Origin of the sequence: Afipia sp. 1NLS2, assembly GCF_000178995.1 — a bacterium.
In the GTDB taxonomy this organism is placed as follows: domain Bacteria; phylum Pseudomonadota; class Alphaproteobacteria; order Rhizobiales; family Xanthobacteraceae; genus Afipia.
The window spans coordinates 509,102-529,820 of record NZ_ADVZ01000002.1 but is presented as its reverse complement, the minus strand read 5'-3'; the positions used below and the strand labels follow the sequence as shown (position 1 = coordinate 529,820).

Annotated in this window: 17 protein-coding genes and 1 tRNA gene; 15 read left to right on the top strand and 3 right to left on the bottom strand. The window is 60.3% G+C overall.

What is annotated here, in order from left to right; genetic code table 11:
- The first annotated feature begins 146 nt into the window (after nucleotides 1-146).
- The 5 genes from AFIDRAFT_RS11105 to AFIDRAFT_RS11085 all read left to right on the top strand — a co-directional run bounded on the left by AFIDRAFT_RS11105 (nucleotide 147) and on the right by AFIDRAFT_RS11085 (nucleotide 5,424).
- Entirely contained in the window at nucleotides 147-2,384 is a 2,238-nt protein-coding gene (locus AFIDRAFT_RS11105; RefSeq protein ID WP_009339496.1) for a CHASE2 domain-containing protein, read from the top strand.
- A gap of 66 nt (nucleotides 2,385-2,450) precedes the next feature.
- The gene (locus AFIDRAFT_RS11100) at nucleotides 2,451-3,275 is read left to right on the top strand and encodes an MBL fold metallo-hydrolase (protein ID WP_009339495.1); all 825 of its coding nucleotides are present in this window, start codon (nucleotides 2,451-2,453) and stop codon (nucleotides 3,273-3,275) included.
- A 94-nt stretch (nucleotides 3,276-3,369) separates the two neighbouring features.
- Entirely contained in the window at nucleotides 3,370-4,035 is a 666-nt protein-coding gene (locus AFIDRAFT_RS11095) for a Crp/Fnr family transcriptional regulator (RefSeq protein ID WP_009339494.1), read from the top strand.
- Nucleotides 4,032-4,907, top strand: coding sequence for a DUF6537 domain-containing protein (locus tag AFIDRAFT_RS11090; protein ID WP_009339493.1), 876 nt, complete (start codon nucleotides 4,032-4,034; stop codon nucleotides 4,905-4,907). Before AFIDRAFT_RS11095 ends, AFIDRAFT_RS11090 begins: the two co-directional genes overlap by 4 nt.
- Nucleotides 4,908-4,935: 28 nt before the next feature.
- Nucleotides 4,936-5,424 carry a hypothetical protein gene (locus AFIDRAFT_RS11085; protein ID WP_040298294.1) on the top strand — a complete coding sequence of 163 codons (489 nt, stop codon included), beginning with the start codon at nucleotides 4,936-4,938 and terminating at the stop codon, nucleotides 5,422-5,424.
- An 11-nt stretch (nucleotides 5,425-5,435) separates the two neighbouring features.
- On the opposite strand, the gene AFIDRAFT_RS11080 is transcribed toward AFIDRAFT_RS11085, so the two are convergent.
- Nucleotides 5,436-6,329, bottom strand: a complete 894-nt coding sequence (locus AFIDRAFT_RS11080; RefSeq protein WP_009339491.1) for a cation diffusion facilitator family transporter — start codon at nucleotides 6,327-6,329, stop codon at nucleotides 5,436-5,438.
- A 398-nt stretch (nucleotides 6,330-6,727) separates the two neighbouring features.
- Between AFIDRAFT_RS11080 and AFIDRAFT_RS11075 the strand changes: the two genes are divergently transcribed.
- The 5 genes from AFIDRAFT_RS11075 (at nucleotide 6,728) to AFIDRAFT_RS11055 (ending at nucleotide 15,438) form a co-directional block, all read left to right on the top strand.
- Nucleotides 6,728-7,900 carry an efflux RND transporter periplasmic adaptor subunit gene (locus tag AFIDRAFT_RS11075; protein ID WP_009339490.1) on the top strand — a complete coding sequence of 391 codons (1,173 nt, stop codon included), beginning with the start codon at nucleotides 6,728-6,730 and terminating at the stop codon, nucleotides 7,898-7,900.
- 6 nt (nucleotides 7,901-7,906) lie between these two features.
- Nucleotides 7,907-11,068, top strand: a complete 3,162-nt coding sequence (locus AFIDRAFT_RS11070) for a multidrug efflux RND transporter permease subunit (protein ID WP_009339489.1) — start codon at nucleotides 7,907-7,909, stop codon at nucleotides 11,066-11,068.
- A 166-nt stretch (nucleotides 11,069-11,234) separates the two neighbouring features.
- A complete protein-coding gene (locus AFIDRAFT_RS11065) occupies nucleotides 11,235-12,578 on the top strand; it encodes an ABC transporter substrate-binding protein (RefSeq protein WP_009339488.1) in 1,344 nt (447 codons plus the stop codon).
- 13 nt (nucleotides 12,579-12,591) lie between these two features.
- Nucleotides 12,592-14,334 (top strand): ABC transporter permease, encoded by a 1,743-nt coding sequence (locus AFIDRAFT_RS11060; protein WP_009339487.1) that lies wholly within the window; start codon nucleotides 12,592-12,594, stop codon nucleotides 14,332-14,334.
- A gap of 9 nt (nucleotides 14,335-14,343) precedes the next feature.
- Nucleotides 14,344-15,438 carry an ABC transporter ATP-binding protein gene (locus tag AFIDRAFT_RS11055; protein ID WP_009339486.1) on the top strand — a complete coding sequence of 365 codons (1,095 nt, stop codon included), beginning with the start codon at nucleotides 14,344-14,346 and terminating at the stop codon, nucleotides 15,436-15,438.
- Between the two features lie 63 nt (nucleotides 15,439-15,501).
- Here AFIDRAFT_RS11055 and AFIDRAFT_RS19465 read toward each other — a convergent pair whose 3' ends face one another.
- Nucleotides 15,502-15,759, bottom strand: a complete 258-nt coding sequence (locus AFIDRAFT_RS19465) for a hypothetical protein (protein ID WP_009339485.1) — start codon at nucleotides 15,757-15,759, stop codon at nucleotides 15,502-15,504.
- A gap of 148 nt (nucleotides 15,760-15,907) precedes the next feature.
- Between AFIDRAFT_RS19465 and AFIDRAFT_RS11045 the strand changes: the two genes are divergently transcribed.
- Nucleotides 15,908-15,997 (top strand) — tRNA-Ser (locus tag AFIDRAFT_RS11045).
- A gap of 12 nt (nucleotides 15,998-16,009) precedes the next feature.
- Here the strand turns inward: AFIDRAFT_RS11045 and AFIDRAFT_RS11040 are convergent.
- Nucleotides 16,010-16,540: a DUF2478 domain-containing protein gene (locus tag AFIDRAFT_RS11040; RefSeq protein WP_009339484.1), complete on the bottom strand. Its 531-nt coding sequence runs from the start codon at nucleotides 16,538-16,540 to the stop codon at nucleotides 16,010-16,012.
- A gap of 223 nt (nucleotides 16,541-16,763) precedes the next feature.
- Here AFIDRAFT_RS11040 and AFIDRAFT_RS11035 point away from each other — a divergent pair, with 223 nt between their 5' ends.
- The 4 genes from AFIDRAFT_RS11035 (at nucleotide 16,764) to AFIDRAFT_RS11020 (ending at nucleotide 20,673) form a co-directional block, all read left to right on the top strand.
- On the top strand, nucleotides 16,764-17,585 hold the full coding sequence (locus AFIDRAFT_RS11035; protein WP_050789598.1) for a septal ring lytic transglycosylase RlpA family protein: 822 nt from the start codon (nucleotides 16,764-16,766) through the stop codon (nucleotides 17,583-17,585).
- 119 nt (nucleotides 17,586-17,704) lie between these two features.
- A complete protein-coding gene (locus tag AFIDRAFT_RS11030) occupies nucleotides 17,705-18,931 on the top strand; it encodes a D-alanyl-D-alanine carboxypeptidase family protein (protein WP_009339480.1) in 1,227 nt (408 codons plus the stop codon).
- Nucleotides 18,932-18,934: 3 nt separating this feature from the next.
- The gene (tmk, locus tag AFIDRAFT_RS11025) at nucleotides 18,935-19,633 is read left to right on the top strand and encodes a dTMP kinase (protein ID WP_009339478.1); all 699 of its coding nucleotides are present in this window, start codon (nucleotides 18,935-18,937) and stop codon (nucleotides 19,631-19,633) included.
- Nucleotides 19,630-20,673: a DNA polymerase III subunit delta' gene (locus AFIDRAFT_RS11020; RefSeq protein ID WP_009339477.1), complete on the top strand. Its 1,044-nt coding sequence runs from the start codon at nucleotides 19,630-19,632 to the stop codon at nucleotides 20,671-20,673. Before tmk ends, AFIDRAFT_RS11020 begins: the two co-directional genes overlap by 4 nt.
- Nucleotides 20,674-20,719 lie beyond the last annotated feature (46 nt).

The following is a 20,719-nucleotide window of genomic DNA, read 5'->3' as shown; positions in this document are numbered from 1 at the left end:
AATCGACCGGCTTCCGGGTCTCGGAAGCGAGGTTTTGGCGTGCCGTGTGGCACCGGGCCGGTGGATTTCGTCGCGGGAACCGGACAATATCGGGCCGCGCGCCAGCCGGCGGGCTTTCAGCAACCGGGAACCTGACGTTCGCCGCCATGTCCCTTTCAAGAAGCCTCCTCCGGCGTCCCTTTTGGCTCGCCCGCCGGTTTGGTTACGCCCGGATTTTGTGCCTCGGTCTGCTGGCGGCTATCGTCGGCCTTCGCGCGATCGATCCCGTGCCGCTTGAAGAACTACGGCTAAGAGTTTTTGACCTCTACCAAATCCTTAAGCCACGGAAGGCCGTCGAGCGGCCTGTCGTGATCGTCGATCTCGATGAGGCGAGCCTTGCGCGGTTTGGCCAGTGGCCATGGCCGCGCACCCGCGTGGCCGATCTGGTGTCGCGGCTGACGGAGGCGGGCGCGGCCGTGATCGCCTTCGATATCGTATTCGCGGAGCCCGACCGGCTGTCGCCATCTCGTGCGGTGGAAAGCTTCCGCGGTCTCGACGAAGCGATACGCACACAACTCAAGAGCTTGCCGGATAATGATCAGATTTTTGCTGAAGCGCTGCGCCGCTCGCCCGCGGTGCTTGGCGAATCCGGGTTGCCGTACCTGACACTGGTACCCGCCGCCGCTCCGCCGCCGCTCGGTCTTGCCACGCTCGGTGGCGATCCTTCGCCCTATCTGCTGAACTTCCCGGGACGGTTGCGCAATATCCCGGTTCTGGAGCAGGCGGCCCCGGGGCGCGGGCTTTTCACAATTCGCACCGAACGCGACGGCATCGTCCGGCGCATCCCTCTCATTATGATGGCGCAGGGTGACCTGATGCCTTCGCTGACCTTCGACATGTTGCGGGTGGCGGTGAAGGCGGACACGCTCCTCGTGAAGTCGGACGAGGCTGGTGTGAAAAGCGTGGGCGTACCGGGATTTGAGATTCCGACCGACCGCAACGGCCAGCTCTGGGTCTATTTTGGCAGGCACGATCCGGCCCGTTATGTCTCTGCGACAGATGTTCTCGACGGCAAGGCGGGCAGCGACGTGTTCTCGCGCAAGCTGGTGATTATCGGCACGTCAGCCATAGGGCTGCTCGATACCAAGACGACGCCGCTGGATCGCGTCATGCCCGGTGTCGAAATTCATGCGCAGGTGCTGGAAAACGTATTGACGGATTCCGTCCTGTCACAGCCCAACTATGCGTTCGGCGCGGAAATCGTTGCCGCCATTCTGTTCGGGCTTCTGATCGTCTGGCTCGCGCCGGTGCTCACCCCTGTCTCGCTGCTGCTGTTGGGCGGCGCGGTTGCGGCCTTGCTCGCGGGCACGTCTTGGTACCTGTTCGTGCGCGAGAGGCTGCTGGTCGATTTCACCTTCCCATTGCTTGCGAGCACGGCCGTCTATCTGACGCTGGTATTCAACGGTTACGTGCGCGAACAGGCGCAGCGTCGCCGCATCCGCTCGGCCTTCGGGCAATATCTGTCGCCGGCTCTGGTGGAGCAACTGGCGCAGGCGCCGGAGCGGCTGGTGCTCGGCGGCGAGGAGCGCGAGATGACGGTGATGTTCAGCGATGTGCGCGGCTTCACGACGATCTCGGAATCTTTTCGGCACGATCCGCAAGGGCTGACATCGCTGATGAACCGCCTGCTGACGCCGCTGACCGATGCCATCATTGAGCGCAAGGGCACCATCGACAAGTATATGGGCGATGCCATTATGGCGTTCTGGAACGCGCCGCTCGACGATGCGGAGCATGCCATCAACGCCTGCGAGGCGGCGCTCGACATGCTGAACGAGGTGGACGATCTGAATGCAAGGCGTGCGAAGGAGGCTGCTGAGCAGGGCAAGCCGTTCATGCCGCTGAATGTCGGTATCGGTCTCAATACCGGCCTCTGCGTGGTCGGTAATATGGGGTCCAGCCTGCGGTTCGACTATTCGGTGCTCGGCGACAGCGTGAACCTTGCCTCGCGGCTGGAAAGCCAGTCGGCGACCTATGGCCTGCCGATCATTGTTGGCTCGAAGACCGCGCTGGCCGCGCAAGAGAGACTGGCGATTCTCGAGATGGATCTTGTCACCGTGAAGGGCAAACAGGAGCCGGAGGTGATCTACGCCATTCTCGGCCGGGCCGATCTCGCCAATTCGGAGCGCTTTCAGAGGTTGCGCAACCACACCATCGATATGATCTGGCGCTATCGCAGCCGAGACTGGGACGGCGCGTTGAATGCGATGGAAAAGGCGCGGGCGCTTGACGATGACAACCGTTTAAAGACGTTGTTCGCCCTCTATGCCGGGCGGATCGGTGCTTTCAGAACGGCACCGCCGCCGCCCGATTGGAATGGCGTTTATGCAATGACAATGAAATAGACCCAGAAACCGCGAGCCCATGCGGCACCGTTTCGATATGATCCATTCTTTCGTTCGAGCCTGTTGATGATGTCAGATTCAATCACGATCAAATTCTGGGGTGTTCGCGGCAGCGTCGCCTGCCCGGGGCCAGACACGGTGCGTTATGGCGGCAATACGTCGTGTGTCGAAGTCCTTTGCGGCGAGAACCGGTTGATCTTCGATGCCGGCTCCGGCCTTCGCGGACTTGGTGAGGCGCTCCTGGGGCAATCCGGTGAGAGCGACCTATTTTTCAGTCATCTGCATATCGATCATCTGATCGGGTTGCCGTTTTTTCTGCCGGCGTTCGAGAAAGGCAATCGTCTTCGGTTATGGGCAGCAGGTTTGAAAGAGGTGGGTGGACTTCGCGCCGCGCTCGACAGGTATATGAGCTTTCCGCTGTTTCCGATCGGCCTCGATCAATTTCAGGCTGAGATAGGGTTTCATGATTTCGCGCGTGGCGATGTGCTGACGCCCCGTCCGGGCATCGTTCTTCGCACGGCCGCGCTCGATCACCCGGGCGGCGCGACCGGCTATCGGCTGGAATTTGTGGGTCGTTCGTTCTGCTACATGACGGATACGGCCATGGATGCCGAGGTCGCGCCTGCGATGCTTGCGCTGGCGAAGGGCGCCGATTGTCTTGTCATGGACGCCACCTATACCGACAGCGAGCTGGCGAAATATGCGGGCTGGGGTCATGCAAGTTGGCAGCAGAACGCCGCATTCGCCGATGCCGCCGGGGTGAAGACGTTGTGCCTGTTTCACCACGCCCCCGAGCATGATGACGATACTCTCGACCGGATCGCCGCCGAGGCGTCGCGCGTGCGCCCTGGAACGGTGGTCGTGCGGGAAGGTCAGTCGATCGGACTGTGAGGTCTGATCCGGCCGGGATTGGAATTGGCTTTAATTTGGTGAGATCGGCTTCGAACCGATCGCGCGTTGTCGAAGACAAAGGGCTGGGTGGCTCATGGATATATCAGGTGTCGCTTCAGACATGTCAGGGCTGGCCTCCGGTGCAGGCGGCCTGATCGCATCGGCATTCGTTGTCGCCGGTTACACCATGCGCACGATGATCCCGCTGCGCGTCGTCGGGATCATCACGAACGTGGTGTTCATTATCTATGCCATGTCGCATCGAAACTATCCGATCGTTGCGCTGCACATGATCTTGCTGCCGTTGAATGTCTATCGTTTGCGCGAAATGCTGGTGCTGGTTCGCAACGTGAAGCGCTCGGTGAGTGGAAATCTGTCGATGAACTGGCTGAAACCGTTCATGACGGAGCGTCACTGCCAGCCGGGCGAGGTGCTGTTCTACAAGCACGAGCGGGCGACGGAGATGTTCTACATCGTCAGCGGCCGGTTCCGGCTCGTGGAATCCGGCATCGAATTGCCGGTGGGCTCCATCGTCGGCGAATTCGGGATGCTGTCCCCGGACAACGAGCGCACGCAGACGCTGGAGTGCGTGGAGAAGGGCCTCGTTCTCAGTGTCACCTATCAAAAGGTGGAAGAACTTTACGTCCAGAATCCCGAATTCGGATTTTATTTCCTGCGGCTGGTGAGCGCGCGACTGTTTCAGAATGTCGGCAAGCTTGAGGCGCAGGTCGCAGCATTGAGCGGAAAATCGGCGTCATGAAACTGCCTGTCGATTTCAGGCTGCTGAAAGAACGCTATCTCGGCGAAGCGTCCCGCAAGCCATGGGTTGCGGAAAAGCGTTTGGCCGAGCTTGCTCCATTTTTGCCGCCGGACACCAGAGACATAGTCCGGCACGCAGTCACTTCACTGATGGCTTATCAGGATCCCGACTACGCGCTTGTGTATCTCAACCGGGTTGGCCGGTATGCCGGATCGGACAAGGCGCCGTGTGCATTTCTCGCATCTGTCGCTTCCCGCATGGAGGAGCGGATGCGCTATGCCGATCCACCCAGCATCGCGCAGGCAGCTTTGGCGGATGGCGGGGAAGGTAGTGTATCCCCAACCCGCCGCGTGTCATTCTGCCTTTGCGATTTTGCCGGAATGCTGCCGCCAAATGCTGCCGATACGGCGCTTCAAGTGATGGCCTATCTGCGTCTTTCGCAGCGGGCGGTTGTATTGAAGTTCTCATCTCAGGCCGGATGGAAACGGCACTGGACCGAAGCCTGGGCGTTGCTTCGATATGCGCGAACCTATTCGCGCCGCGCGAAGACTGAAAACGCATGGGTCGAACGATGGTTGCACATGATTGACCGCGTTCGGGCTTCCCAGCCGGAAGCCGTGATGGGGATGGTGCAGACCGCGGATATCATCAGCGGATCGGGAGCGGACTACCATCGAGGTATCGCAAACTGGAATGTGATTGTGGATTGTCTCGTCAAACCAGTCTGCGACGGAGCCATTGCGCCGATCGATCTTGCGGCGGCATTGCGAGTCGTTTTACACGCTGCGGCTGATCGTCCCGAGCCTTTGGTGCTGCAAGGTCAGATTGATCGCCTGATAGCGTCTCAACCTTTGCAACTCCAAACGGCGTAGTGCCATGTCACACCATTCCGGAGCGTCGATGATGTCGTATGGAGCGAGGATACTTGCAGCCGCTGCCGTCGCGGGCGCGCTGACACTACCGGCGGCGGCACATGCGGATGCCACGTTCAGACTCAGTCACAATCATCGCATTTCCTGCAGCAAGATTTTGATGCCGGGAAAACGGCAGGTGATCGCATGCAAGTCCTACGCATACCTGTTCAACACGGTGACCTCGGAATTCTATCGCTGTGAGGCACAAGTGTCGGTGACGCGCGATATCTCGAAGATTATTGGAACGGATGAAAGCGGCACTTGCCGGCTCAGGACGAAGGTGTTTTCCGAAAATTCCAACTATGATTTCGATGCGGTCGAAACCGAGCCGCCAAACACAAACGCGTTCTTCGGTAGCGGCGGCACGGCGATCTGGGCGGCTGATGTTTCGACGCGCAAGGTCAGGGCCTGTATCGAACTTGCGACCGGGATTTCCTCGCCGGTTCTCAAGTGCGTAGACATGAATTTCGAATAACAGGCGCCGGGTTACCCGACGACCGGCACGCCGCCCGGGTGTTTGGCTTTCTCCTCGGGCTCGACGTGAATCGAAATCATGATGTCGTAAATCTCCTTCCGCAGCGCGGTTTCGATCCGGTCGCACAATTCGTGCGATTCAGACACCGTCATGCTGCCGGACACGACAAGATGAAAATCGATGAAGATCGCCCGGCCGGCCTGACGCGTGCGGAGATCATGCGCCTCCAGCGCGCCTTCGGCATGGGAGGAAATGATTTCGCGAATCTTGGTGAGCGTTTCCTCTGGCACGACTTCGTCCATCAATCCTCCGATCGAGGAGCGCATCAGCTTCCAACCGGTCCAGAGGATGTTGACCGCGACCAGTGCGGCGATGACCGGGTCGAGTATCGGTTGATCGGTCAGCCACACCAGCGCGACGCCGATCAGGACACCGATTGAGGTGACGACGTCGGTCCACAGATGTTCGGCGTCGGCGATCAGGGCCGGCGAGCGATGCCGCCGTCCGGATTTGAGCAGAACGAAATACCATGCAGCGTTGATGCCGCTCGCGGCCGCATTGATCAGCAAACCCTTGGCAGGCGCTTCGAGCGGGCGTGGCTTCAGGATTCCATGATAGGCTGCATAGAAAATTGCTACTGCTGCGATGAGAATCAGCACGCCTTCGACAATGGCGGAAAAATATTCGGCCTTCTGGTGACCGTAGGGATGATTGGCGTCGGGCGGCGCCGCGCTGACACGCACGGCGATGAACGCCGCCACCGCAGTTGCCACGTTGATGACGCTCTCTAAGGCGTCAGAATAAAGCGCCACGCTGCCGGTGAGGAGATAGGCGACGTATTTCAACGCCAGCACGAGACAGCCGACTGCGATGCTGCTGGCTGCTAATTTGAGGGGTGTGCCCATGGAACCACGCGGATTTGTTCTTGCGTGCTTACGGGAACAACTGCGACCGATCAACGCGGATATTTGCTGACGCCAATCATTCGCAGGCTTGAACACAATATTCGGCAAGCAGACCCCGTTTCCTGCGCAATGATCTGGCTTTGCTGTATTCGGAATCGCTCTCGCATGTTTGGTTTGTCTTCAATGATCGGCAAATCGCTGCATCACATGCAAGGAATCTGTCGCGTATTTAATCTGCGATCGCACGGGCACTTTATCTTCGCTTAACCCGCGGCTGATTCCATATGTCGCAGCGGATAAGGCGGCGTTTTATCGCATTGCCACAAAGATGCTGCATTGCAATTTCACCCCTAACCGCACCACTTGTGAATTTGAAATCTTGGGGATCTGCCGGAGCCATGACGAATCGAATCGTCGCAATCGCGTGTCTGATCGTTGGAAGTGCTTTCTTAGGTGGTTGCGATGATCCAGCGCCTGCCGTAGCGAAAGCCGCTCCCCCCGAAGTTTCTGTTGTGCGCGTGAAATCGGAGCCGTTCACGGTCGTCCGCGAACTTCCTGGCCGCATCGCTTCAGTGCGTGTCGCGGAGGTGCGCTCGCGCGTTTCGGGAATCATTATGGAGCGATGGTTCCAGCAGGGCAGTGATGTCGAAGCGGGCGACGTACTTTATAAAATAGATCCTCGGCCGTTCGAGGTTGAGGTCATGGCGCAGGAAGCTGCCCAGGCCAAGGCTGAGGCTGTGCTGGACCAGGCAACCAAGCAGGCGCATCGCATTGCGACGCTAACCTCGCAGCATGTCGCGTCCGAAGCCGAGAACGAAAAGGCGACTGCAGCCAAGCGCCAGGCGGAAGCAGATCTTGCCGCACGAAAGGCCGAGGTCGCGCGCGCCAGACTTAATCTCGATTACGCAACGATCCGCGCGCCGATCAAGGGCAGGATCGGTGCTGCGCTGGTGAGCGAAGGTTCGCTCGTCACCGCGAACGACACCACCAATCTCGCGACCATCCGTCAGCTTGATCCGATCTACGCGGACTTCACCCAGTCGGCGGCCGATCTGATCAAGCTGCGTGACGCGCTCGAACGCGGCGATCTCGAAGAGGTGAGCAAGGGGGCCGCCAAAGTCAGGCTGATCGTCGATGGCCGGAAGTATCCGCTCGATGGCCGGCTTCTTTTCTCCGAAGCCAAGGTGGATGCCAGCACCGGGCAAGTCACGCTGCGCGGTGAATTCCCCAACCCAAACGGTGAATTGCTGCCGGGCATGTATGTGCGCGTCATGATCGAACAGGGCGTCGACACGGACGCGATTGCGATCCCCGAACAGGCCGTTCAGCGCGGCCCGAACGGAAGCAGCGAAGTCTATATTGTGAAGCCTGATGGCCACGTTGCGAAGCAGTCCATTCGCACCAGCGATCTTCAGGACGGCAAGTGGCTGGTGAGCGAAGGTCTGAAGCCGGGCGACCATGTCGTGGTCGAAGGCTTCCAGAAGTTCGTCGCTGGTGATCTCGTTTCGCCGATTTCGGTCGACGGCACGAAGCTGAGCGCGGACGCGACTGCGCAGCCCTCCTTGAATTAACGCCCGATGCCAGCTTTTTTCATCGAACGCCCGATCTTCGCATGGGTGGTCGCGCTTTTCATCTGCTTGATCGGCGCGATCTCCATTCCTTTGCTTGCGGTCGCGCAGTACCCGATCATCGCGCCGCCATCCATTTCGATTAGCACGAGCTATCCGGGCGCCTCGCCGGAGGAGCTTTACAACAGTGTCACGCGACCGATTGAGGAAGAACTCAACGGCGCATCCGGCATCCTGAATTTCGAATCCACCAGCGACTCACTGGGGCAGGTGGAGATCATCGCCAATTTCCAGCCGGGTACGGACACCACGACAGCCTCCGTGGACGTTCAGAACCGCATCAAGCGCGTCGAGGCGCGGTTGCCGCCGGCCGTGATCCAGCAAGGCATCCTCGTTGAGGAAGCCTCAAGCGCGGTGCTTCAGATCATCACATTGCGTTCGACAGACGGCAGCCTCGACGAGGTTGGCCTCGGCGACTTCATGGTGCGCAACATTGTCGGTGAAATCCGCCGCATTCCCGGCGTCGGCCGCGCGACCTTGTATTCGACCGAGCAGTCGCTGCGCATCTGGGTCGATCCGGAAAAACTGATTGGTTTCAATCTCACGACCGAGGATGTCACCAAGGCTATCACCGCGCAAAATGCGCAGGTGGCTTCCGGCAGCCTTGGCGCCGAGCCGAGCGTACCCGGCCAGAAAGTATCGGCGCTTGTTCTGGTCAAGGGACAGCTCAGTACACCGGATGAGTTCGGCTCCATTGTTCTTCACGCGAATGCCGATGGCTCGGTCGTGCGGCTGCGCGACGTTGCCCGCATCGAAATCGGCGGCATGGGCTATCAGTTTACGACCCGCCTGAACGGCAAGCCGACGGCGGGCCTGTCCGTGATGCTGGCGCCGAGCGGCAACGCGCTGGCCACGGCGGCGGCGGTGAAATCGAAGATGGAAGAACTCTCGAAGTTTTTCCCGGCCAACGTCGCCTACGACATTCCCTATGACATCACGCCCGTGGTCAAGGCAGCCATAGAGAAGGTGTTGCACACGCTGGTCGAGGCCGTGGTACTGGTGTTCTTCGTAATGTTTCTGTTCCTGCAGAACATCCGCTACACGCTCATTCCGACCATCGTCGTGCCCGTCGCGCTGCTGGGGGCCTGTGCCACGCTTCTATTGGCTGGCTATTCGATCAACATGCTGACGCTGTTTGCTATGGTGATGGCGATCGGCATTCTGGTGGATGATGCCATCGTTGTCGTCGAGAACGTCGAGCGCATCATGACTGAAGAGGGGCTTCCGCCGAAGGAGGCAACCCGCAAGGCGATGACGCAGATTACCGGCGCCATCGTCGGCATCACGCTGGTGCTGATGGCGGTATTCGTGCCGATGGCGTTCTTCCCCGGATCGGTCGGCATCATCTACCGGCAGTTCTCGATCACGATGGTCGCGGCAATCGGGTTTTCCGCCCTAATGGCGCTGACGCTGACGCCCGCACTGTGCGCGACGCTGCTGAAGCCCGCGAAGGGCGGTCATGGTGCTGCGAAGAAAGGCATCTTCCGCTGGTTCAATAACACACTCGATGCGTCGCGCGGCCACTATGTCAAGACCGTGAGTTGGTCGCTTGCGCGCAAGGGTCGCGTGATGCTGGTTTATCTGGTTCTGGTGGGCGGCGTGGCGTTTGCGTTCACGCGAATGCCGGGCGGCTTTCTTCCCGTCGACGATCAGGGCTTCATCACCGTGGATGTGCAGACGCCGTCCGACTCATCATTCGCCCGCACCAAGGCTGCCGTTGAGCGCGTCGAGAAATATCTGGAGACCCGCTCGGGTATCCAGGACGTCACATTCCTGACCGGGTTCAGCTTTCTGGGGCAGGGCATCAACACCGCGCAGGCCTTCATTACGCTGAAGGACTGGTCGGAGCGTGGTGCGGGGGATTCCGCGGCGGCGATCGTCAACGACATCAATGCGGCGATGGCGGGTGTACGCGACGCCAAGATCACGGCGCAGCAACCGCCACCGATCGACAATCTCGGCAATTCCAGCGGCTTCAGTTTCCGTCTGCAGGATCGCGGGCAGAAGGGATATGCCGGACTGTTGGCAGCGGCGCGGAAACTTGTCGCTGACGCCAATGCAAGCCATATCCTGCAGAAGGTCTACATTGAGGGTTTGCCCGAGGGGCCGATCGTCAATCTCGTGGTTGATCGCGAGAAAGCCAGCGCTTTCGGAGTTTCCTTCGCCGAGGTCAACAACACGATTTCGACCAATCTTGGTTCAGCTTACATCAACAACTTCCCCAACAAGGGGCGGATGCAGCGTGTCATCGTGCAGGCGGATGCGATGGATCGCATGAACCCTGCCGACATTCTCAAATACAACGTGAAGAACAGCCGCGGCGATCTGGTGCCGCTGTCGTCATTCGCCACCATCGAATGGGGCAAGGGGCCTTCGCAGATCGTCGGCTTCAATTACTATCCGTCAGTCCGTATCAGCGGTGAGGCGCGCGCAGGTTACACCAGCGGCGACGCTATCGCCGAGATGGAACGGCTTGCGGGCCTGCTGCCGCGCGGCTTTGGTTACGAGTGGAGTGGCCAGTCGCTTCAGGAGAAGCTCTCCGGCTCGCAGGCGCCGCTGCTGCTGGCGTTGTCGATCCTGGTGGTCTTCCTGTGTCTTGCTGCGCTCTATGAGAGCTGGACCATTCCGGTTGCGGTGCTCCTCACCATTCCGCTCGGCGTATTCGGATCGGTGCTCGCTTCGTCGATGCGAGGGCTGCCGAACGGCGTGTACTTCACTGTCGGCCTCATCACGATCATCGGTCTTGCGGCGAAGGACGCGATCCTGATCATCGAGTTTGCCAAGGATCTTCGCGAGCAGGGCAAATCCTTGCTTGCCGCGACGATGGAAGCCTGCAGTCTGCGTTTCCGCCCGATCCTGATGACAGGCTTCGCCTTTGTATGTGGCGTGCTACCGATGGTGGTGGCGCAAGGAGCGGGCAGTCTCAGCCAGCAGGCGCTCGGGACCGGCGTGATGGGTGGCATGATTGCCGTGGCCATTCTTGCGCTGTTGATGGTGCCGGTCTTCTTCGTCTTCATTCAGGGATTGTTTTCAAAGTCCGCAGACGATGCGCAGAATGAAGCGAAGGCATCTGAACCTGTCGCGATGTCGTCACCTCAACCTCATCAGTAGGTGCTGCAATCCTCTTCAGTGAGACGATACAAAATTGTCGGTTCTCGGCAGAGGCCATAGGCTGTTCATTGCGGTGCAATAATAGAAAGGCCTACTGTTCATTCGATCCTGCTAATATTACAGTTTTGTGACAAGGTCCTAGAAGGCCAATGTTTTCAGGGGAGGAATGAGAGTGAAACGCATCCAGCTAGCTAAGGTTCTCGCGGCTGCTTTGGCGCTTGGATGGCCAGCGGCGGCCAGCGCACAAGCGGTTTCGGGAAAAGTGAGTGTCGTCACGTCCTATGCAAAGGATCTGACCGACCCGATCAAAAAAGCCTTCGAGGCGGCCAATCCGGGCGTTACGCTCGATGTGCAGAACCGCAACACGCATGCTGGCGTCAAATTCCTGGAAGAAACCAAGTCCAACAATCAGGTCGATCTGTTCTGGGCGTCCGCGCCGGATGCCTTCGAGGCGCTGAAGGCCAAGTCGCTGCTGCAAGCATACAAGCCGAAAGCCACCGGCATTCCGGAAAAGATTGGGCAGTTTCCGATCAACGATCCGGATGGCTATTACTTCGGTTTCGCGGCTTCCGGCTACGGCATCATGTGGAACGAACGCTACGTGAAGGCAAACAAGCTGCCTGAGCCGAAGGAGTGGCAGGATCTCGCCGCGCCAGCCTATTACGATCACGTCTCCATGGCGGCCCCCTCACGCTCCGGCACCACGCACCTGACCATCGAAACCATTTTGCAGGGCGAAGGCTGGGCCAAGGGTTGGGCGACCCTCCGTGACGTTTCCGGCAATTTCCGCGAGGTCACCGAGCGTTCGTTCGGCGTGCCGGATGCAGTCAACTCCGGTCAGGTTGGCTACGGCATCGTCATCGATTTCTTCGCTTTCTCCTCGCAGGCGACGGGCTTTCCTGTGAAGTTCGTCTATCCGAGCGTAACGGCGATCGTGCCGGCGAACATCGCCATCGTGGCAAATGCGCCGAACAAGGCAGGTGCCCAGGCTTTCATTGAATTCCTGTTGTCACCGGCCGGACAGAACCTTTTGTTCGATCCGGGCATTCGTCGTCTGCCGGTCAACCCTTCGGTGTACGACAAGGCACCGGCTGGCTACCCGAATCCGTTCAAGGACCCGCGCCTGAACTCGATGGTGAAGTTCGACGTCAAAAAGTCGGAAGGACGTAACGATGTGGTCGATGCGCTGTACGACCAGACCGTGACCTTCCAGTTGGCGGATTTGAAGCAGACCAAGAAGGCGATCGATACGGCGGCAGCGGCTGTGGCGAAAAAGCCGAATCCCAAGGCCGAGGCGGCTTTGAAGGAGGCACGGGGCCTGATGGAGGCTGTGCCGCTGACCGAGGAGCAGGCGTCGTCTCCCGAGATCGTCGGTGCCTTCTCTGGCGGCAAGAAAAAGGAGAAGGGTGCGCGCCAGGCCGAACTCGAGCAGCAGTGGGCGTCCTTTGCGAAGGACCATAATGCGCAGGCCCGCGCCAAGGCCGACGAAGCGCTGAAGCTCGCCAAGTAGTCGTCGCGCACGCATGACGGCGATTGGCCTCCATAACAACCGGCGCGGGACATTCCTGTCCCGCGTCCTCAATGGTGCGACATGGGGCCAGGTCAGCGTTTCCTTGCTGATCCTGGCCTTTCTGCTTGCTTTCCTGGTCTGGCCGGTTGCGACCGTCGTCTGGGTGGCTTTCACGGAAAAAGGCAGCGGTCTTTTCACGTTCGCGAACTTCATCGATTTCTTCAGAACAGACCTGTTCATCCGGTCGTTCTGGAATTCGTTCTACGTCTCGGCGATGGCCGTGGTCGGTGCCTCGATCCTGGCGATGCCGCTGGCTTACTTCACATCACGATTTGCCTTTCGCGGCACGGGGCTGATCCAAATACTGGGGTTTCTTCCGCTCATCATGCCGCCGTTTGTCGGTGCAGTAGCGCTGCAACTGTTTTTCGGCCGTAACGGCACGGTCAATCTGCTGCTCGACGACTGGTTCGGCTTCAAGCTGGGTTTCATGGAGGGCCTGAACGGGGTCATCTTCGTCCAGTCGATCCACTATTTTCCCTTCATCCTCATCAATCTGTCTGCGGCATTGCGCAACGTCGACCGCTCGATGGAGGAGGCGGCGCAAAATCTGGGATCGTACGGATTCCGCCTGTTCCGGCGTATCGTGTTTCCGCTCGCGCTGCCCGGCTATGTCGCGGGCGCTTCTCTCGTCTTCGTCAAGGTGTTTGACGATCTGGCGACGCCACTCCTGCTGAACGTCAAGGACATGCTCGCGCCGCAGGCTTACCTGCGCGTCACCTCGATCGGCATCGCCGATCCCATGGGGTATGTGATTTCCGTGGTTCTGATCGTGGCCTCGGTCGCCTCGATGTGGGTCTCCTCTCTCGCCACGCGCAACATCGATTATGCCACGACCCAGCGCGGTGGCGGCGGCATCGCCAAGCGCAAGCTGCGGCCGTGGGAGATGGCGCTGGTTTATGTCGTGCTTACGCTCATTATCCTGCTGGTGCTGGCGCCGCATTTCGGTTTGTTGCTGCTGTCGTTTGCGACCATCTGGTCGTTCTCGCCGCTGCCGGATGGCTACACCGTGGCGCACTATGCGCGCGTGTTCGGCGAAAGCTCGATCTACATCAAGAATACGCTGCTCTATGCTTCGCTGGCTGGCCTGATCGATATCGTGATCGGAACGGCGATCTCCTATCTCGTGTTGCGGACGAAACTGATTGGGGTACGCGGCCTCGATCTTCTGGCGACTGCCGCCCTGGCGATCCCCGGCGTCGTGCTCGGCATAGGTTATCTGCGCGCGTTCTATGGCATCCCCCTGTGGGATGGAACGCCGCTGGCGTCGCTCTGGATCGTTATCGTGATCGCGCTGGCGATCCGGCGTCTACCTTATGCGCTTCGTGCTTGCTACGCGGCGCTCCAGCAGATTTCGGCTTCGCTTGAGGAGGCCGCGGAAAATCTGGGGGCCACCAAGGCAAGTACCGTGCGGCGCATCGTGGTGCCGCTGATGACGGGTGGTCTCGTCGCGGGTTTTATCACGAGCTTTGCGACCGCAGCGGTCGAATTGTCCGCCACGCTGATGCTGGTTCAAGCCAACCAGGATGCGCCTCTTGCCTACGGGCTTTACGTTTTCATGCAGTCGGCTGCAGGCCGCGGACCCGGTGCGGCACTCGGCGTTATCGCCGTGGTGATTGTCGCACTTAGCACCGTCGCATCCCAGTATGTAATTGAGCGCGAGCGCCGCACCAAGGCCGGCAGCACGCTAAATGAATAGGGGGCACCTTTGACAGATACGAACACCCAGCACCCCGGATTGGCGGTCAAGGCACTCGATCTGAAGATCGACGACATCAGCGCGGCCTATGGCGATAACGTTGTTCTCGACGGCATCAATCTCGATATTCAGCCGGGGGAATTGTTCGCACTTCTCGGTCCCTCCGGTTGCGGCAAGACCACGCTGTTGCGGCTGATCGCGGGATTTGCCGATGCACGGCATGGCCGGATTGTGGTCGGTGGCAAGGAGATTTCGAATCTTCCGCCGTGGAAGCGCGATGTCGGCATGGTGTTCCAGTCCTATGCGCTGTGGCCGCATATGACTGTCGGCGATAACGTCGCGTTCGGCCTTCGCGAGCGGCGTCTGCCGCGGGCCGAGATCAAGCGGCGCGTGGAAGCGGCGCTGAGTTTTGTGGGCCTGACAAGCCAGATAGACCGTCGCCCGTCGCAACTCTCTGGCGGCCAGCAACAGCGCGTGGCTCTGGCGCGCACGATCGCGATCGAGCCAAAAATCCTTTTGCTCGACGAACCGCTGTCGAATCTCGATGCCAAGCTGCGTGTACAGGTGCGCCGTGAATTGCGCGCGCTGCAGAAATCACTGGGGCTGACTACCGTGATCGTGACGCACGATCAGGAGGAGGCCAACACGATCTGTGATCGCGTCGCGGTCATGAATGAAGGCAAGGTTCAGCAGGTCGGCACGCCGACGGAATTGTACGAGCATCCGGCCAATCTGTTTGTCGCTCAGTTTCTCGGCACGGCGAATGTCGTCGAGGGCAGGATGACGAGCGCGGGTTTTGAATCGGACCTCGGCATTCTGCTGCCGTTGCCGAACGGTGTGGATGTGAAGCCGAATGCGAAACCGGTTTTTCGTCCGCAGGACACAACGCTGACGTCAAAGGGGCAATCCGGCGCGGGCAATCCGTCGATGCCGGGCGAGATCGTCGAGCGGGAATTCCTCGGCAGCACGATCCGCTACGGCGTAAAGGCAGGGTCGAGCCATATCTGGATCGATGCGCCGTTCCGCTCCGGCTTGTCGCTGATGGAGATCGGCGATGCGGTCGATGTGACGGTCCCGGTCGAGCGGCTGTTGTGGCTTGCATGAGCTAATGCGCGGCTGGATCGATTGTAAAATCGATCCAGCCGCGGAAAGCTTGAAACGCAGCGCTCACATGCCTTTCGCGGGCGTCTTGCTTTTCTTTTTATGCTTCTTCGCGTGCTTGCCGGTCGCCGCGCCGGTCGTCATGCTTCTGTTGTCCGTATTCGCATTCGGCATGCCCGCACCCGGCGACCGTGACATGTCATTCGACGATGCGGCGGGCGGCGGGTTTGGAACGATCGTGTCGCCTTGGGGTGTTCCGGCCTGGGCGAATGCGCTGGCCGGCGTCAATGATAACAGGGCGGCCGCAATCAAAAGCTTCTTCATATGTATGTCTCCAGTTGAAGGCGGCTAGCCAATAACCGGCCAGAGATGGCGTTCCGGACGCGGAAACAAATATGCTTGAGTGGATTGGGGCGGCCCGTGCGCGTTGACGCCGCCTTGGCAGGTGCCCTAAACAGACGCGGTCCAGACAGGAAGGGTGTCCGAGTGGTTTAAGGAACCGGTCTTGAAAACCGGCGTGCCTGCAAGGGTACCGTGGGTTCGAATCCCACCCCTTCCGCCAATGACCGGCCTTTCACACCGCGACGGACTTGCCCGCCTTCAGGCCTGCCCACCAGTTGCGGATGGCAGCAAGGTTGTCGGGGATCATGGTCGTGCCCCCGGTGAATTCCGCCCACGCATCGCGGTGTTTCTCCGACACCGTGGTCAGGATCGGCTTGCCTGCGGCCGCTGCGGCTTCAAAGGCGGGGCGCAGCCCACCGCCCATTCCTTCGAGCTTGCCAAACTTGCTCAGCACCACGACATCGCTCGTCTCGATCTGGCCGAGCAGCGCCATACAGGCGGCATCGACGCCGCTGCCGTCGAGGTGGCATGAGGTGTTGCTGGGCGGCGTCTCCAGATACATCGCAAACCGCGCCTCGCTTGTGAGATCGCGCAGAAAACCCGCCGCGCAGCTCCGATCGGGCAGGGCATGCGCTTCGGCGACAAGGCCGACGACTTTCACGCCCTTGCTGCGCCACTCCTCAGCTTGCGCTTCAAACAGCGACTGGATCGCCTGGCTGTCAGGGCCGATTACGGTGGCGATGGACGCGGAGAGAGGGGACATGGTCATGGCTCGTAACGCTAATATCCCAGCATGCGCCCGGGTTTGAGGTAGCTCAAGTGTCGCCGGGAAAGGCGCAGATTCAGGGATCGCAGAGTCAAGGGCGGCAACGATCAATTTACCACACGCAATAGCCCCCGTTTCGCTTGAGCATGCTATGGTTTATGCTGCGTTGCAGCCGATGGTGCCGGGCGGGGGCGCCACAAAGTTACGGACGTCTATGGGGATGATCAATCAACACGCGGCACGCCGTGCATGCCAGCTTTTGCTGGGTGCGGGTGCGTGCCTGCTGCTCGCCAATTGCGCGCCCGGCAAATTCGCCAACCGATTCGATCCTAAATACGGAGTCCCCTCCAGCCCGCGCGTGGTCGATTTCGACCAGCCAGTGCCGAAGGGCGGGGGAACCTACCGCGTCGGCAAGCCCTATCAGGTCGCGGGCCGTACCTACGTTCCCGAAGAAAACACCCATTATCGCGCCGAGGGGCTGGCCTCCTGGTATGGCGATGACTTCCACGGACGCCTCACGGCCAACGGCGAAGTGTTCGACATGACATCGATCACTGCCGCTCATCCGACCCTGCCGATGCCGTGTTACGTCCGCGTCACCAATACCGCCAACGGCAAGTCCCTGATCGTCCGCGTCAACGACCGCGGCCCTTATCATGGCAACCGGATCATCGACGTCTCGCATCGGGCCGCGACGCTGCTCGGTTTTCAGGGCAATGGCGTTGCGCGGGTGAGGGTGGAGTATGTCGGCCGGGCCCCGCTGGAGGGATCCGACGACGCGATGCTGGTCGCGACGCTGCGGACCAACGAACCGGCTCCTGCGCCATCCAGCATCCGGCTGGCTTCGGCGGCGGCGTTCGTCCCGCAGATGCCTGCCTCCCCACAAGGCGTCGTCCGGGCAGACGTGCCGCTGCCGGCCGAACGGCCTTATACCCTTGGGACAACCGATGTCGCCGACAGCGCCGAGCTGCGGTCGAGCTATCAGGCGGCAGGTTATGCAACTTCGAACAGCGATCCCGGGGCAGGCCGCGGCCTTTATTGATCGCCTTTTGAGGTTGCTGGCTGGGGGCGGTTCCCGGACCTCCGTTGTTTGACCGGGCCTCTCCTGATACAAGCCGGGCCATGGCGTCTCGATCCGAAATTGCGGGAATAACAGGACAAATGAGCCGTTTTGCGGCCTGGGGGACGCGCGTTTTGGGCGCGCTCCTGCTGGCTGCCGGACTCTTGGTGGCCCCGGTTCATGCCGCCAATCACAGCGTTCAGGGCGCGGTGAAAAAAGAAGAGGGCGGCATCGACACCGATGCACCGACCGCGATCCTGATCGACGCAAAGACCGGCAGCGTGCTGTTCGAGAAGAATGCCGACGAGCTGCGTGCGCCGTCGAGCATGATGAAGCTGATGACCGCCGAAGTCATTTTCCATGCGCTGGCTAAGGGCGAGATCAAGCTGACCGATGAATATCGTATTAGTGAGAACGCATGGCGCAAGGGCGGCGCGCCGTCGGGCTCGTCGACCATGTTCGCCGCGATCCACAGCCAGGTCAGCATCGACGATCTTCTGCATGGTCTTGTGATTCAGAGCGGCAACGATTCATGCATTGCGCTAGCGGAAGGTTATGCCGGCAGCGAGGATGCTTTCGTCAACAGGATGCAGGCGCGCGCGAAGGAGCTCGGCCTCACGCGCTCCACTTTCGGCAACACCAACGGCTTGCCGAACCCGGACAACAAGATGTCCGTGCGCGAACTGGCTCATCTCACGCGCCATATCATTTTGACCTATCCGGATTTCTACAAGCTATTCGGCGAGCGTGAATTCACCTGGAACAAGATTCGTCAGATGAACCGCAATCCGTTGCTGGGCTCGCTCGATGGCGCGGATGGATTGAAGACCGGCTACACCAAAGAGGGTGGCTACGGCATGGTCGGCTCGGCCGTGCAGAACGGTACGCGGCTCATTGTCGTCGTCAATGGCCTTGAGGATTCCGGCGATCGCGCCGCAGCCGCCAAGAAGCTTCTGGAGTGGGGCTTCAAGAATTTCGAATCCCGTACGCTGTTTGATGCCGGCCAGACGATTGCCTATGGCAAGGTGTTCGGCGGCGATAGCGGTTCAGTCGAGCTTCATGCCGACGAACCCGTGAGCGTGATGGTTCAGAAGAACGGCAACGACAAGCTGCTTGCACGGATTGTCTATACCGGCCCTATTCATGCGCCGGTGCAAAGCGGCCAGCAGGTCGGCATGCTGAGGCTCTGGCGCAATGGAAATCTCGCATTGGAGGTGCCGGTGCATGCCGGCCAATCTATTGGTACCGGCTCGATGACAAGCCGCGCGCTTGATGGCGTCAGCGAGCTTGCGATCGGTCTGTTCCGCTCCGGCATCCAGAAGCTGTGACGCATGGCGAAACGCGCCGAGAAATCCACGCCTTGCCAAGATCACGCCATAGGCCGCTTCATCACCTTTGAAGGTGGTGAAGGGTCAGGCAAGTCCACGCAGATTCAGATGCTGGCGGATCACTTGAAGTCCCAGGGCATCGAGACTCTGGTGACGCGCGAGCCGGGCGGTTCGCCAGGCGCGGAGATCGTTCGCCACCTTTTGCTGTCGGGCGTCGGCAAGCTGCTGGGAGCGGATGCCGAAACCCTGCTGTTCGCTGCCGCGCGCGACGATCATGTTCATCAGGTCATCAGACCTGCGCTGGACAAAGGAACATGGGTGCTGTGCGACCGCTTCACCGATTCCACGGCAGCCTATCAGGGGGCGGCGGGGAAGGTTGATCCGGCATTTATCCAGGCGTTGACGCATGCGACCATCGGCAGGCTCGAGCCGGATCTGACGTTCATTCTCGACGTGCCTGTTGCCGTCGGCCTGCAGCGGGCAATCAAGCGGCGCGGTAGGACGGCGGCTGACAGGTTCGAAGGAGAGAGTCTCGCGTTCCATGAGAGCCTTCGCGAAGCCTACCGCCGGATCGCAGCGGATAATCCCGCGCGTTGTGTCGTGATCGATGCAAATGCCGAACCGGCGAAGGTGGCGGAACGTATCCGCGAAGCGCTGCAAAGCCGTCTTCCGGCTCCCTCATCGGTGGGAGCTGGCGCATGAGTGCGCGAAGCACGCAGGCAGATATGCCTTCTGTCCCGCATCCGCGCGAGACGACTTCCCTGCATGGTCACGCAGCGGCGGAAGCCTCCCTGCTGACCGCCTACAAGAGCGGGCAGATTCCGCATGCCTGGCTGATTGGCGGCGGGCAGGGCATCGGCAAGGCGACGTTGGCCTATCGCATGGCCCGCTTCGTGCTCGCGCATCCCGATCCTTCGTCACAGGATGTGCAGCAGGCCGGGACCTTGCAAGTCGATGCTCCGCATCCGGTGGCGCGGCAGATAGCGGCAGGAAGCCATGGCGGGCTGTTGACGCTGGAGCGCAGCGCGAATGACAAGGGCGTGATGCGCAGCGTCATCACCGTCGATGAATCACGCGAAACCATTTCGTTCTTTGGCTCTACGGCCGCGGTTGCGGGATGGCGGGTGTGTATTGTCGATACGGTCGATGAGCTGAACGCCAACGCCTCCAATGCGCTTCTCAAGATTCTGGAGGAGCCGCCGTCACGCTCGCTGTTCCTGCTCGTCAGCAACATGCCGTCGCGGGTGCTCGCAACGATCCAGTCGCGCTGCCGCAAACTGTCGCTGCGGCCGTTGTCCGTTGATGAGGTTATAGCTGCGGGGGCAGAGGCCATGCAGTCCGATGCGGCCGATCCGCAATTGCGCGAGGCGGCGGAAGCAGCCGACGGCAGCGTGGCACATGCGTTGATGCTGATAGGCGGCGAGGCGCTTGGCCTGCAACAGCGCACGGCGGCCCTGCTCGACATGCTGCCGCGGCTCGACCATCGCGCGCTGCACGCGCTCGGGGACGCATTGCCGCTTAATGATCGGGTCGCACTGCGGACTTTCGTGGAAACGGTCGAGCGCTGGCTGTCAGCGCGGCTCCGCGCCGACGAATTGCAGTCGAATTTGCCGCGTCTTGCACGGTTTGCCGAGGTATGGGAAAAGGTCGGCAAGGCCGCCCGCGAAACGGAATCATTCAATCTGGAACGAAAACCGCTGGTGTTTTCGGTATTTGGATGGCTCGCCGAAGCGTCCGCCTGAGCCCGCCGGATCACCCGACCGATATCAATGAAAGGCCTTCGCACGC

What these genes read in the sequence shown, in the direction of transcription:
- AFIDRAFT_RS11105 (WP_009339496.1), top strand. Translation starts at nt 147, where the DNA reads ATGTCCCTTTCAAGAAGCCTCCTCCGGCGTCCCTTTTGGCTCGCCCGC.
- AFIDRAFT_RS11100 (WP_009339495.1), top strand. Translation starts at nt 2,451, where the DNA reads ATGATGTCAGATTCAATCACGATCAAATTCTGGGGTGTTCGCGGCAGC.
- AFIDRAFT_RS11095 (WP_009339494.1), top strand. Translation starts at nt 3,370, where the DNA reads ATGGATATATCAGGTGTCGCTTCAGACATGTCAGGGCTGGCCTCCGGT.
- AFIDRAFT_RS11090 (WP_009339493.1), top strand. Translation starts at nt 4,032, where the DNA reads ATGAAACTGCCTGTCGATTTCAGGCTGCTGAAAGAACGCTATCTCGGC.
- AFIDRAFT_RS11085 (WP_040298294.1), top strand. Translation starts at nt 4,936, where the DNA reads ATGATGTCGTATGGAGCGAGGATACTTGCAGCCGCTGCCGTCGCGGGC.
- AFIDRAFT_RS11080 (WP_009339491.1), bottom strand. Translation starts at nt 6,329, where the DNA reads ATGGGCACACCCCTCAAATTAGCAGCCAGCAGCATCGCAGTCGGCTGT.
- AFIDRAFT_RS11075 (WP_009339490.1), top strand. Translation starts at nt 6,728, where the DNA reads ATGACGAATCGAATCGTCGCAATCGCGTGTCTGATCGTTGGAAGTGCT.
- AFIDRAFT_RS11070 (WP_009339489.1), top strand. Translation starts at nt 7,907, where the DNA reads ATGCCAGCTTTTTTCATCGAACGCCCGATCTTCGCATGGGTGGTCGCG.
- AFIDRAFT_RS11065 (WP_009339488.1), top strand. Translation starts at nt 11,235, where the DNA reads ATGAGAGTGAAACGCATCCAGCTAGCTAAGGTTCTCGCGGCTGCTTTG.
- AFIDRAFT_RS11060 (WP_009339487.1), top strand. Translation starts at nt 12,592, where the DNA reads ATGACGGCGATTGGCCTCCATAACAACCGGCGCGGGACATTCCTGTCC.
- AFIDRAFT_RS19465 (WP_009339485.1), bottom strand. Translation starts at nt 15,759, where the DNA reads ATGAAGAAGCTTTTGATTGCGGCCGCCCTGTTATCATTGACGCCGGCC.
- AFIDRAFT_RS11040 (WP_009339484.1), bottom strand. Translation starts at nt 16,540, where the DNA reads ATGTCCCCTCTCTCCGCGTCCATCGCCACCGTAATCGGCCCTGACAGC.
- AFIDRAFT_RS11035 (WP_050789598.1), top strand. Translation starts at nt 16,764, where the DNA reads ATGATCAATCAACACGCGGCACGCCGTGCATGCCAGCTTTTGCTGGGT.
- AFIDRAFT_RS11030 (WP_009339480.1), top strand. Translation starts at nt 17,705, where the DNA reads ATGAGCCGTTTTGCGGCCTGGGGGACGCGCGTTTTGGGCGCGCTCCTG.
- tmk (WP_009339478.1), top strand. Translation starts at nt 18,935, where the DNA reads ATGGCGAAACGCGCCGAGAAATCCACGCCTTGCCAAGATCACGCCATA.
- AFIDRAFT_RS11020 (WP_009339477.1), top strand. Translation starts at nt 19,630, where the DNA reads ATGAGTGCGCGAAGCACGCAGGCAGATATGCCTTCTGTCCCGCATCCG.